The following is an 11430-nucleotide window of genomic DNA, read 5'->3' as shown; positions in this document are numbered from 1 at the left end:
GTGCCTGACCGGCGGGACAGGAGGGGCCGCGACCTCGAGCGCGCCAGCGCTCCAACAAACACTGTCAGACCGGCATGACATCATGCGAGCACCATGGAACTACGTAAGGGCGCGCACGCGCCGGTCCCGACATCGCTTCTCGCCGTGGTTCTTTCATGGCGGTCGGCGCATGCCGTCGATGCGCACGCACTGCTGGTCACCGAGTCGGGGCTGGTGCGCGGCGATCGGGATTTCGTGTTCTTCAACGCGCCGCGGCATGCCTCGCAGGCGGTGACGCTGGATCAGGAGCCCGCGCCGGGGACCGCGCGGTTGAGCGTGTCGCTGCCGCGGACCGAGGCGGAGGTGGCGCGCATTGTCGTCAGCGCGTCGCTCGACGAGGGCACCTTCGATCAGCTCACCGATCTCACGCTGACCGTGCACGCCGCCGACGGTCCGGTCGCCCAGTTCGTGCTGGACGGCATCGAGGACGTGCAGGCGATGATGTTCGGCGAGTTCTACCGGCGCGACGGGCAGTGGCGGTTCCGGGCGATCGGCCAGGGGTGGTCCGGCGGGCTCGCGGGGCTGGCCACCGAATTCGGCGTCACCGTCAACGAGCAGGCCGGCGGACAGCCCGGCGCCGAGCGATCGGGAACCCCTGCGTCGACTTCGGCGGCACGGCAGGCGTCGTCACGCACCGCCGATCGTGCAGAGTTCGCCCGGGTACCGCACGGCGACTCGACGTCGAGTGCGGCCGAGTTCTCCGACCACGACACCACCGCCGATCCCGGCACCCACGCGCACACCGGACGGTCGCCCTCGCGCCCGCCTGCCCTCACCCGGCGCGTCATCGATGTCCCGCCGCCACCACCACCGAACCCGGAACTGGCCGACTGGCATCCCGACCCGCAGGTCCCCGGGCAAGTGCGCTGGTGGGACGGCGACGAGTGGACGACGAGCACCCGCCCGCACATCCAGGACCACCGTGCCCGCTGCCCCCGCTGCGGCAACCCGTTGCGCCGCAAGATCTTCGGCGGACACGGCCAGTGCCGGTCGTGCGCGGGTGAGGTGGAGGAATTCCTCACGCACTGGCGCAACCGGGCCCGGCGGGTGCTCACCGGCCCCGGCACCATGTCCGATGACTGGCTCGAGGTGTGGGCGGCCTTGCGCTACCAGCGCATCGACGAGGAGCACGGGCGGGCGGTGCTGCGCGAGGCAGGACTGACCCAGGTGGAGCGGATGGTCGCGTTCGCCTTCGCCGACGGTGAGGTGTTCGCCGACGAACTGGACGCGTTCGAGCACGTGGTGAGCGAACTTGCCCTGTCCGGCCCGATCGTCGAGGACCTGCGCCGCCGGATGCACCGCGGCCGCACCCTGTCCCGGCTACGCGCCGGCGAACTGCCCACCATCGACACCCCGGGCCTGCACCTGGATCCCGAGGAGCGGGTGCACCTGGACCTGCCCGCCGTGCACATCAGGATGCTCGCGCGCGGCCCGCGCAATACCGAGGGCCGGTTGATCGGCAGCTCCAAGAAGCTGCGTTTCGTCGGCGACGGCACCGGCATCGAACTGCCGTGGAACCGGGTGGTTTCCGTGCACCCGGAGCACGGCACCGTGGTGCTCGCCGCGACCTCGGCGCGCGGCGGCGCCACCTTCGGGGTCACCGATCCCGACTATGTGGCCGCCGCGCTGGAAGGTGCGCTGCGCGTGGCGAAACGCCTGGTCCTGACACCGGGCCAGCGCGACAGCCGCAGCATCCCGCAGGACGTGAAAGCCCAGGTGTGGCAGCGCGACGGCGGTCGCTGCGTCGAGTGCGGTGACGGCCACTACCTGGAGTTCGATCACATCATCCCGCTCAGCCGCGGTGGTGCGACGAGCGCGGCGAACCTGCAGATCCTGTGCCGGGGCTGCAACCGCGCCAAAGGCGCCCGGATCTAGCCGAGGATGGCGTTCATGATGGTGCCGCCACTGGTGGCCACCACGCCGCCGATCATCGCGCCCGCGATCATCTTCGGCGACTCCATGGAGCTGCCGTTCCACTTCTCCCAGGCGAACTTTCCGCCCGCGACGGTGATGGCCAGCACACCGGACAGGATCATGAACCAGGTCAGGTACTGGACCATTTGCATGATCTTGTCCGACAGCGGCGGCGCCTCGGGCGTAGGATTGCTGACCTGCGCGAACGTCGTGACAGTCTCGGCCATCGACGTCAGAATGATGCTCATAGCCTGCTCCCCTTTTCGCATGATGCGAACTGCGTTCCAGCACTGCCGTATTCGAACGAGTCCAGGATACGGGCGCGAACCCCCGGCACACCAACAAAACCGATCGGTCCGCTCCGGGTGGGCGGCTGCGGCACCCGATTCGACCGGATAACATCAGCGACAGCAGTTCATCGCCGTTCCCCCCGAGTACCGAGTGAGAGCAAACATGATTCTGGCCGCCGTCACCGATACCTTGGCGCAGATGGGCAATCCGACTCCCGAAGCACCCCCGATGTCGGACAAGATCTTGCAGCTGGTGCGTTATTTCACCTGGTTCATCCTGCTGTCGGGCGTCATCGCCATCACCTACGCGGGCGGCAAGTTCGCCTGGGAGAAGTGGACCGGCGGCGGTCTCGAGTCGCCGAAGATGATCGCGGGCGCGATGATCGGCGGCGCGGTCGCCACCAGCGCGGGCACCATCATGAACGCCATGCTCTGATCCCTGTCCGCTCGCAGGCAGTCCGGGAGATTCCCGGGCCACCTCGACCGGCAAGGCACCCGACGACCCGAGTTCTGTTGTCCAGCAGGAGAACTCGGGTCGTCTGGCGTGCGGGGTCTCGAGTGTCGGCACATGGCAGCTACCTCCTTTGTCGGGTGGCGGGCGAATCGGCTAGGTGTACAGGCGGTCCAGGAAGGCGTAGAGGTTCTCGCGCACCCGCTGCGCCTTCTCCTCCGGCGTCAGGTCCTCGCGATACCGGCTGCCCAGCGCGGGCCGCTTCTTGTTGCGGGCATACAGCGAGCAGGCCAGATCGGTGCAGAGATAGCTGCCGATCGTGTTGCCGCGCCGTCCCGACTCACCGGCCTTGTTCGCGGTCATCAGCGAGACGCCGCCGCCGGTGTGGGTGGTCAGGCAGAACGCGCACATCTGTGTCTTGCCCGATCCGCCGGTCTCGTGCCGCAGGGCGACGCCGACCAGGTCGCCGTCACGCGGCACCGCGAGATAGCAGCGGCCCGGGGACGACGGGTCGGTCCAGCCGAGGAAGTCGAGATCGTCCCAGGGACGAGCATCGAGGTCACGCGGCACGGACAGGCGTTTGGCGTCCCCTTTCGAACAGTTGACGAACGACGACCTGATGTCGCGTTCGGTGACGGGCTCCATGGAGTGTCCTCTCGGTGTGTCGGTCACAAACGGTAGACACGCTAACGATGCCCCCTGAGCACTGACAACCGAGTTTTCTGCCGCTACTGGTCGAGGAGCGCCGCGACGGCGCGTTCGGCGCTCTGGACGGCGCTTTCCATCGTCGCCGACCAGTCGGTGCGAGTCCAGTCGCCGGCCAGCATCAGGTTCGGGACCGACGTGCGCTGACCGGGGCGCAGGTTGTCGGTGCCGAGGACCTGGGAGAACGTCGCCTTGGGCATTTTCACCACGTGGCCGGTCACGACCTTCGCCTCGGCGGCTTCCGGATAGTAGCGGCGGATGAGGTCCATCTGCTCGGCGACGATCTCGTCGTTGCTCTTGTGGACCTGCTCGTAGGCGCCGCTGGTGGTCAAGCAGTACAGCCAGGTTCCTTCGGGTGTGCGACCGTGCATGCGCTGCCGGTCGAAGACCTGATCGATCACGCCGGTGCCGCCGATCAACGCCTCCATGGCCGACTCGGTCTTCAGTGGCCGGTCCAGATACAGGTTCGTGCTCACGATCGGGGTGACACCCAGCTTGTCGGCTGCGGCGTATATTTCGGCATGTTCGGGCAGGTCGTCGAGGAGCCCGCCGATAGTGGAGTTCGGGACCGCGCAGATCACCGCGTCGGCCTCGATCACCGAGCCGTCCGCCATCTGCACGCCGGTCGCCCTTCCGTCGGTGACGACGATCTTGCGGGCCACCGCCCGGTAGCGCACATCGACGCCGTGGCGTTCGAAGACCTTCTCGGCGCCGGAGATGTAGAGGGTGTCCAGGTCCACGGTGGGGTACCCGATCGTGACAGCCACCCGGTCCCGCATCCCGATCCGGACCCCGGTGGCCAGCACGTCGGCGAACACCTTCGCCGACTCTCTGTCCACCGGCTCCGCCGCGATGCCGAGCGCGAGCCAATCCCACAGGGCTTCACGCGCTTTCGCCGGCATCCCGACACGCTGGAACCACTGTTCGGTGGTGATGTCGGCGAGGTCCCTCGGCTGCCACAGCGCCTGCCGGACCAACAGCAGCGAGGACCGCAGCGCACGCAGCCGATCCAGCGGGCCCGCGTCGGGATGCGCACCCATCAGCGTGCGCCATGCACCGAAACCCTTGGTATACAACATGACTGCGCGACCGCCCGGCCAGCGCAGACTCCCGGCACCCGGAAACTCCACGTACTGCCGGGTGCCGACACTGTCCAGATACCGCCACAGCATGTGGTACCCGCTGGCCACCACATGCTGGCCGTTGTCCGGGAGGTCGTTCACCTCGGCGACGCGCATCGCCTGCGTGCGGCCACCCAGCCGAGCTCGCCGCTCCAACAGCGTCACCTGCTTGCCGGCCTCCGCCAGCCACACCGCGGCAGCCAAGCCGGCCAGACCACCCCCGATGACGACGAACCGGCGCGAATCGCTTGTGCCCACCATTGAGACAATGTAGCTCGATTTCTCTCTTTATATCGCCGAACCGGCGCGGAGGAGTCCGGACAGGGCAGCATCGATGTCCTGATGTGTGGGGTGGACGACCTAGACGCCCCGACAGACTTCGCCAACACTGAATTCGTGAAGACAGTTCTCATCCTCGGCTTTCCGGGCGTCCAGGCCCTCGACCTGGTCGGCCCGTTCGAGGTGTTCACAGCCGCGACCCTGTACCTCACCGGCCAGGGGCACGGAGAGGACGGCTATTCGGTCCGCGTCGTCACCCGTACCGGGGAACCCGCCACCACACGCACCGGCCTCGCCCTGCTCGCTCAGCCATTGCCCGATCCGCGCGAGTCGGTCGACACGCTGGTGCTGCCCGGCGGCCTCGGCGTCGACGATGCGCGGCTCGACCCGGAGCTCGTCGAATGGATACAGGCTGCGGCCGAGGGCAGCCGCCGCATCGTCAGCGTCTGCACCGGCGCGTTCCTCGCTGCCCAAGCCGGCCTGATCGACGGCTGCGTGGCCACAACGCACTGGGCCTTCGCCGGCCGGATGGCCCGCGAATTCCCTTCGGTCACCGTCGATCCCGAGCCGATCTTCGTCCGCAGCTCCGAGCGTGTCTGGACCGCGGCGGGCGTTACCGCAGGCATCGACCTCGCCTTGGCGCTCGTCGAAGACGACTACGGCCACGAGGCCGCGCAGATGGTGGCGCGCTATCTCGTCATGTACCTGCGCAGACCGGGCGGACAGACCCAGTTCGCCGCGCCGGTCTGGACGCCGCGCGCCAACCGTGCGCCCATCCGCGAGGCACAGGAAGCGATCGAGTCCGAACCCGCTGGGGCACACAGTATTCCCGCACTCGCCAGCCGAGCGGCGATGAGCCCGCGGCACTTCACCCGGGTGTTCACCCGGGAGGTCGGTGAAGCGCCCGGCGCCTACGTCGAGCGAATCCGCACCGAGGCCGCGCGCCGCCGGCTCGAGGAGACCGACGACACCGTCACCGTCATCGCCGCCGGTTGCGGGTTCGGCAGTGCCGAATCGCTGCGCCGCATTTTCGTTCGACGACTGGGCATTTCGCCCGATCAGTACCGCAAGACCTTCGCCTGACAGAGGAGACGACAGTGCAGATCGCCATCGTGGTGTACCCCGGATACACCGCACTGGACTTCATCGGCCCCTACGAGGTGCTCGGGCGCCTGCCCGACGCCGAAGTACGCTTCGTCTGGCACGAGCCGGGCCCGGTCCCGGCCGACTCGGGAGTGCTGCTGATCGGGGCGACCCACTCTTTCGACGAGACCCCGTCGCCCGACATCATCCTGGTGCCCGGGGGCATGACGTCGATGGAGCACGCCCGCGACGGAAAGCTGCTCGACTGGCTCCGCCGCGCCGACGAGACGTCGACCTGGACGACGTCGGTGTGTTCGGGCTCGGCGATCCTGGCGGCCGCGGGCCTGCTGCGCGGCCGGCGCGCCACGTCACACTGGCTCATGCTGCCGGTGCTGCGGACATTCGGCGTCGATGCCGTCGGCGACCAGCGGATCGTGCACGAGGGCAAGATCGCGACGGCAGCGGGCGTCTCGGCCGGAATCGACCTGGCGATCTGGCTTTTCGGCCAGATCTGCGGCGAAGCACCGGCCAAGGCGGTGCAACTGCTCATCGAATACGATCCGCAGCCGCCGTTCGACTCCGGCCATGTGTCCAAGGCGTCGGCGGCCACCAAGGCGCGAGCGACAGCCCAGCTGACCAAGGAGTCCATCCAGCTGCATCAAGTGCTTCCGTCGGTGCAACTGCTGTGGGGCGCGGCGATCCAGCGGGTCCGTTCGAACCGATCCCGCGAGCGGGCTAGCGAATGATGCCCGCGGTGCGGGCGGCGCGGAGCCAGTCGGGGAATTCGCCGAGGAGGCGGCGGTAGAGTTCGGTGTCGTCGACCTGGTCGATGTCGTCGAGCGCGAAGAAGCCTGCGTTGTCGACGACGCGTCCGTCGAGTTCGTCGAGGGTGCGCAGGACGCCGAAGTTGGCTTTGCCGAGGCCGATGAACTGCCAGAAGGCGGGCAGGGCCGCGGCTTCGCGCATGAGGGCGGCGATTTCGCGTTTCTTGGCGAAGCCGCCGTCGGTGAAGAACAGGACCAGAGTCGGGACGGCGCCCGCGGTGAGGGTGTCGATGACGGCGCGCATCACCGGGAGTTCGTCGTTGCGGCCGCCGATGCCGTCGTAATCGATGCCGTCGTGGGTGCCGGTCAGATGCAGGTACGTCTGGGCCCACTGCTCCCCGCCCGCGACGGTGATGTCGGGCAGTTTGGCGAAGGTCAGCGCGTAGAGGTAGGCCTCGAGGGTGCCGTCGTCGTCGAGCTGAGTGGCGACGGGGATCATCCGCTCCACCACGCGGTGCACGGTGCCGCCGCGATACAGCTTCTGCATGCTGCCGGTCTTGTCGATGACCAGCACCACGCGCGCCCGCGTACCGAACGCGCTCTTGTCGATGAGCACTTTCGCGACCTCGTGCTTACGCATGTCCAGCTTCTGCCGCTTCTCGAACGACAGCGCCGCTTCTCCGGGCACGGTCCGAATCTCGGGCTGCGCCACGGCTTCCGGCTCGTCGTCGACGCTCACCCCATGATCGGTGACCAGATCCGCGAACCCACCGGCATATCCCTGCCCGACGGCCCGCACCTTCCACTGCTCGCCGCGCCGGTACAGCTCGAGCGCGATCACCACCGACTCCTGGTCGAGCCCGTCGATCACGTACTCGTACAGCACATTTCCCGCGGCATCGGCCACCGATGCCACCGGCGGCGCCGCACCACCGAACGTATCCCCTTCTGCCGCAACAGTGATCACCGCGCGAATCTGCTCGATCTCGGCGGGCACCACCCCGGGCGACACCGTGAGCACCGACCCGCTCAGCCGAACCCCCGGCGCCTGTGGCTGATTGAAGAACACGAAGTCGGCGTCGGACCGCACCTTCCCGGTCCCGGTCACCAGCAGCGCCGACAGATCCGCCGCCACCCCGCCCCGCACGGTCAGCACCACCTCCGGCTGTGTCAACCCCGCGTTCTGCCCCTTCACCAGCGCAGCAGCCACCGCCACTCCCTCATCCGTCCGCCGTAATGCACCACACCTTAGGCGCAGCGACCGGCGTGGGCAGCGCGATCCGCTCTAGATCCAGCCCTTCTCCCTGGCCTTGAGCGCGGCTTCGTAGCGGTTGGAGACGCCGAGCTTGCTCATCGCCGACGACAGGTAGTTGCGGGTTGTGCCTGGTGACAGGTGCGCGCGGCGGGCGATGTCGTCGACGGACGCGCCGTCGGCGGCGAATTCGAGCACGTCGGCCTCGCGGGCGGTGAGCACGGTGTCGCCTGCGCTGATGGCCTCGGCGGCCAGTTCCGGATCGACGTAGCGGCCGCCGTTGTGCACGGTGCGGATCACCTCGGCCAGGGTCGCCGCCGAGGTCGTCTTGGGCAGGAAGCCGCGCACGCCGGCCGACAGCGCGCGCTTGAGATAGCCGGGCCTGCCGTGACTGGTGACGATCAGGGTGCCCGCGCCCGGCGTGATCCGCTGGAGCTCGACCGCGGTGTCGATACCGTCCATGCCCGGCATCTGCAGGTCGATGACGGCCACCGCCACCGGTTCGGCCGCCTCGGCGCGACGTCGCCAGAGGTCGACGAGTTCCGTCCCGGAGCCGACGTGCGCGACGACCTCCAGGTCGGTCTCCAGATCGAGCATTGTCGCCAGTGCGGCGCGGATGAGGGTCTCGTCGTCGGCGAGGTAGACCGGAATCACTTATTCTCCCAGTGGATTTCGAGGATGAACTCGTCGCCGGTCGCGGTGACGTCGAGGGTCGCGCCGACCGCGGCGAGCCGCTCGGCCAGTCCACGCAGCCCGGAGCGTTCACCGGTCCCGCCGTGCGGGTTGTCGTTGCGCAGCGACATGCCCGCGCTGCCGAGCGCCAGCGTCGCCACGGTCGCCGCGGAGTGCTCGACGATATTCGTCGTGCCCTCGCGCACCACCCAGGCCGCGACTTCGTGGAACTGCGGCCCCACCTTGGCCGCGTCACCTTCGACGACGAGCTCGCAGCCAACGGCCGACAGCAGCGAGCGCGCCCCGGCCACTTCACCGCGCAGATCGATATTGCGGTAGCCGCGCACCAGTGTGCGCATCTGCCCCATCGATTCGACCGCGAGCTCCCGCACCTCCTCCATCTCCGCCACGGCCCGCTCCTGGTCACCGGAACGCGACAGCGCCACGGCCAGTTCGCTTTTCACCGCGATCGCGGAGAACCCGCGGCCGACGACATCGTGCAGATCGCGCGCGAATCGCAGTCGTTCCTCGGCGACCTGCAGTTCGGCTTCGACGAGTTTGGCCCGGTCGAGTTCGTCGACGACTCTGAGTCCCCACACGGTGAAGGCCGTCAAGCCGACGACGACTACTCCGGTGAGCAGATACACCGCCGCCAGCGCCAGTGCGGACAGTGGCGACGATCCGAACGCCAGACCGGTGGCGAGGCTCAGGCCGAGCAGCACCCACCACCGGTGCCGAATGAAGGGGATGACGGCGAACATAGCCAGCAGGGCCGCGAGTCCGCCCGCCACCCGCGCGTCGCGGACGGTCGACTCGGCCGTGGCCAGCCGGGCGATCGCCGCCGAAACCGCCCACATCGCCAGCAGTGTCACCGCCGCCAGCGGCGGCGTCCACTGCCGCGAGACCCCACCCGGCACCGTCGCGAAATCGTCCTGTGCCGCCACCGCGAGAACGGCGGTGATCCCGGCGACCACGATCACCGGGGCCGACCACAGCGAGCCCGCGGAATTCAGCATCACCACGACCACCCCGAGGATGCTCCCCTGGAAGGTGAGTCGCGTGGAGAGACGGAACTTGGCCGCACTCGACAGCTCGTGCCACCAATCAGTCCATCGGCTCACCCGCGATCGTCCCACCGGAAGCTCGTGCGGGTCAGCGCGAGCGCCAGGACGGTCCATATCGCCAGTGTCGCAAACGGGCGGCCCGCTTCGGTGACGGTGCCGGCGAAGCTCGATACCGCGTCGGACTCCGCGGCCGTCGCCGTCTTGCCGGACGCACCGAGAAAGACCAGGTCGGAGACGGCGGCGAACGGTGTCCAGTCGGCGAGCGTGGCCAGCCGGTCGGGCAGCACGGTGCGGATCGAGGCGAGGCCGACCATGGCGAGGGCCATCACCGGCAGCGAGGTGATCTGCGCGGCCTCGGCGTTCTTGGTCACCGCGCTGGTGGCCAGCGCGAGCAGCGAGAACACACCGATCCCGGCCACGAACGCCAGCACCATCAGCACCGGGTTGACCGGTGCGGGCGCGCCACTGCCGTAGACCGCCGCGGCGACGGCGGCGGTGCACACGAGGGTTACCAGGACACCGGGCACCGCGGGGGCGGATTGGATCTGCCAGTCGGCGGCCTCACCGGTGCGCAGCCGCTTCAGCACGCCCTCGCCGCGGCGCGTCGTCACCATCGACAGCACCGAGTAGTACTGCACGAAGATCAATGCCATGAGCGCGAGCATTTCGAAGGCGACCGCCGCCATCGCGGTCGTCGGCTCGGTGTCTTTGCGGGCGATGAAATAGGTGACCAGCGGGATCCCGACCGGGAACAGCGTCGCCATGTAGACGAGAGTCTTGTTTCGCCGGAACTGCAACCACTCCGCCTTGGCGAGCGCGGTGAGCGGGCGGGGGCGAGGTGCGGTGATGGTGGTCATCGTCGTGCTCCGATCAGTTCGGGGGTGTTCGGCCGCGCATCGGCGTCGCCCGCGATGTCGAGGAAGACCGATTCCAGGGAGGCCGCGCGAGCCTCGAGCCCGGTCAGCCGAACGCCGGCCTCGCGCGCCCAGGCGAGCAGTTCGAACAGGTGACCTTGCAGGTCGTCGGTGCTGACGGTGACGCGCTCGCGTGCTTCGATATTCGCGCCGCGCAGCGGCGGCACCGGCAGTCCGGGATGGTCGAAGACGATGCGCGCCGGATGGTCGTCGACGATCTCGCGCAGCGTGCCGCGCCGGGCGATCACGCCCTTGTCCATGATGGCGATGCGGTCGGCCAGCGACTCGGCCTCGTCGAGGTAGTGCGTGGTGAGCACCATCGTCACCCCGGCGGCCTTGAGGTCGGCGAGCAATTGCCATGTCCTGCGGCGGCTTTCCGGATCGAGTCCGGTGGTCGGCTCGTCCAGGAACAGCAGGCGCGGCTGACCGAGCAGCGCGCAGGCCATGTCGACGCGGCGCTGCTCCCCGCCCGACAGCGAACCGACCCGCACCTCGGCGCGATCGACCAGGCCGACCTGTGCGAGCACAGTCTCGACGGTGGTCGGGTTGGTGCAGGTGCCGCGCCACATCTCGAGTGTCTCGGCGACGGTCAGTTCGGCGGGCAGCCCACCGGATTGCAGCATGATGCCGACCTGCGCGCGGACCTGATCGCGGTGCCGGAGCGGGTCCAGGCCGAACACCTCGACCGCACCGGCCGACGGGGCGGCGAGCCCCTCCAGCAGGTCCAGCGTCGAGGTCTTGCCCGCACCGTTGGTGCCGAGCAGCGCGAAGACCTCCCCCTCGACGATGTCGAGATCCACGCCTTTGACGGCCTCGAAGGCCTGCTCGCCGCGGCCGTAGGTGCGCCGCAGTCCGCGCGCGGAGATGACGATGTCGTTCATC

12 protein-coding genes are annotated in these 11430 nt (G+C 68.7%); 4 read left to right on the top strand and 8 right to left on the bottom strand.

Annotation, left to right across the window (positions count from 1 at the left end):
- Nucleotides 1-93: 93 nt before the first annotated feature.
- Complete coding sequence (locus tag ACFWF2_RS17055) at nucleotides 94-1914, top strand: TerD family protein (protein ID WP_379308386.1); 1821 nt, start codon at nucleotides 94-96, stop codon at nucleotides 1912-1914.
- On the opposite strand, the gene ACFWF2_RS17050 is transcribed toward ACFWF2_RS17055, so the two are convergent.
- Nucleotides 1911-2201, bottom strand: a complete 291-nt coding sequence (locus tag ACFWF2_RS17050; RefSeq protein WP_379308385.1) for a hypothetical protein — start codon at nucleotides 2199-2201, stop codon at nucleotides 1911-1913. The two genes, ACFWF2_RS17055 and ACFWF2_RS17050, sit on opposite strands and share 4 nt — an antisense overlap.
- Nucleotides 2202-2406: 205 nt before the next feature.
- Between ACFWF2_RS17050 and ACFWF2_RS17045 the strand changes: the two genes are divergently transcribed.
- A complete protein-coding gene (locus ACFWF2_RS17045; protein ID WP_379038438.1) occupies nucleotides 2407-2679 on the top strand; it encodes a hypothetical protein in 273 nt (90 codons plus the stop codon).
- Between the two features lie 171 nt (nucleotides 2680-2850).
- Here the strand turns inward: ACFWF2_RS17045 and ACFWF2_RS17040 are convergent, their stop codons facing one another.
- On the bottom strand, nucleotides 2851-3339 hold the full coding sequence (locus ACFWF2_RS17040) for an FBP domain-containing protein (protein WP_379308384.1): 489 nt from the start codon (nucleotides 3337-3339) through the stop codon (nucleotides 2851-2853).
- Between the two features lie 83 nt (nucleotides 3340-3422).
- A complete protein-coding gene (gene hpnE / locus ACFWF2_RS17035; RefSeq protein ID WP_379308383.1) occupies nucleotides 3423-4781 on the bottom strand; it encodes a hydroxysqualene dehydroxylase HpnE in 1359 nt (452 codons plus the stop codon).
- Nucleotides 4782-4862: 81 nt separating this feature from the next.
- Here hpnE and ACFWF2_RS17030 point away from each other — a divergent pair, with 81 nt between their 5' ends.
- On the top strand, nucleotides 4863-5882 hold the full coding sequence (locus tag ACFWF2_RS17030; protein ID WP_379308382.1) for a GlxA family transcriptional regulator: 1020 nt from the start codon (nucleotides 4863-4865) through the stop codon (nucleotides 5880-5882).
- A gap of 14 nt (nucleotides 5883-5896) precedes the next feature.
- Nucleotides 5897-6628 carry a DJ-1/PfpI family protein gene (locus tag ACFWF2_RS17025; protein ID WP_379308381.1) on the top strand — a complete coding sequence of 244 codons (732 nt, stop codon included), beginning with the start codon at nucleotides 5897-5899 and terminating at the stop codon, nucleotides 6626-6628.
- Here ACFWF2_RS17025 and ACFWF2_RS17020 read toward each other — a convergent pair.
- The 5 genes from ACFWF2_RS17020 to ACFWF2_RS17000 form a co-directional block, all read right to left on the bottom strand.
- The gene (locus ACFWF2_RS17020) at nucleotides 6618-7856 is read right to left on the bottom strand and encodes a VWA domain-containing protein (protein ID WP_379308380.1); all 1239 of its coding nucleotides are present in this window, start codon (nucleotides 7854-7856) and stop codon (nucleotides 6618-6620) included. The genes ACFWF2_RS17025 and ACFWF2_RS17020 overlap by 11 nt on opposite strands.
- 75 nt (nucleotides 7857-7931) lie before the next feature.
- A complete protein-coding gene (locus ACFWF2_RS17015) occupies nucleotides 7932-8552 on the bottom strand; it encodes a DNA-binding response regulator (RefSeq protein WP_379308379.1) in 621 nt (206 codons plus the stop codon).
- Nucleotides 8549-9691, bottom strand: a complete 1143-nt coding sequence (locus ACFWF2_RS17010; protein WP_379308378.1) for a sensor histidine kinase — start codon at nucleotides 9689-9691, stop codon at nucleotides 8549-8551. The genes ACFWF2_RS17015 and ACFWF2_RS17010 overlap by 4 nt, the downstream gene beginning before the upstream one ends.
- Nucleotides 9688-10491, bottom strand: a complete 804-nt coding sequence (locus tag ACFWF2_RS17005) for an ABC transporter permease (RefSeq protein ID WP_379308377.1) — start codon at nucleotides 10489-10491, stop codon at nucleotides 9688-9690. Before ACFWF2_RS17005 ends, ACFWF2_RS17010 begins: the two co-directional genes overlap by 4 nt.
- Complete coding sequence (locus tag ACFWF2_RS17000; RefSeq protein ID WP_379308376.1) at nucleotides 10488-11429, bottom strand: ABC transporter ATP-binding protein; 942 nt, start codon at nucleotides 11427-11429, stop codon at nucleotides 10488-10490. Before ACFWF2_RS17000 ends, ACFWF2_RS17005 begins: the two co-directional genes overlap by 4 nt.
- Nucleotide 11430 lies beyond the last annotated feature (1 nt).

This window comes from Nocardia sp. NPDC060259, from assembly GCF_042728775.1.
Lineage (GTDB): Bacteria > Actinomycetota > Actinomycetes > Mycobacteriales > Mycobacteriaceae > Nocardia.
Note: the sequence above shows the minus strand (reverse complement) of the source record. Positions and strands in the feature narration are given on the sequence as shown.

Bases quoted from the DNA above. Each gene is read 5' to 3' on its own strand.
- ACFWF2_RS17055 (WP_379308386.1), top strand. From the start codon at position 94: ATGGAACTACGTAAGGGCGCGCACGCGCCGGTCCCGACATCGCTTCTC.
- ACFWF2_RS17050 (WP_379308385.1), bottom strand. From the start codon at position 2,201: ATGAGCATCATTCTGACGTCGATGGCCGAGACTGTCACGACGTTCGCG.
- ACFWF2_RS17045 (WP_379038438.1), top strand. From the start codon at position 2,407: ATGATTCTGGCCGCCGTCACCGATACCTTGGCGCAGATGGGCAATCCG.
- ACFWF2_RS17040 (WP_379308384.1), bottom strand. From the start codon at position 3,339: ATGGAGCCCGTCACCGAACGCGACATCAGGTCGTCGTTCGTCAACTGT.
- hpnE (WP_379308383.1), bottom strand. From the start codon at position 4,781: ATGGTGGGCACAAGCGATTCGCGCCGGTTCGTCGTCATCGGGGGTGGT.
- ACFWF2_RS17030 (WP_379308382.1), top strand. From the start codon at position 4,863: ATGTGTGGGGTGGACGACCTAGACGCCCCGACAGACTTCGCCAACACT.
- ACFWF2_RS17005 (WP_379308377.1), bottom strand. From the start codon at position 10,491: ATGACCACCATCACCGCACCTCGCCCCCGCCCGCTCACCGCGCTCGCC.
- ACFWF2_RS17000 (WP_379308376.1), bottom strand. From the start codon at position 11,429: ATGAACGACATCGTCATCTCCGCGCGCGGACTGCGGCGCACCTACGGC.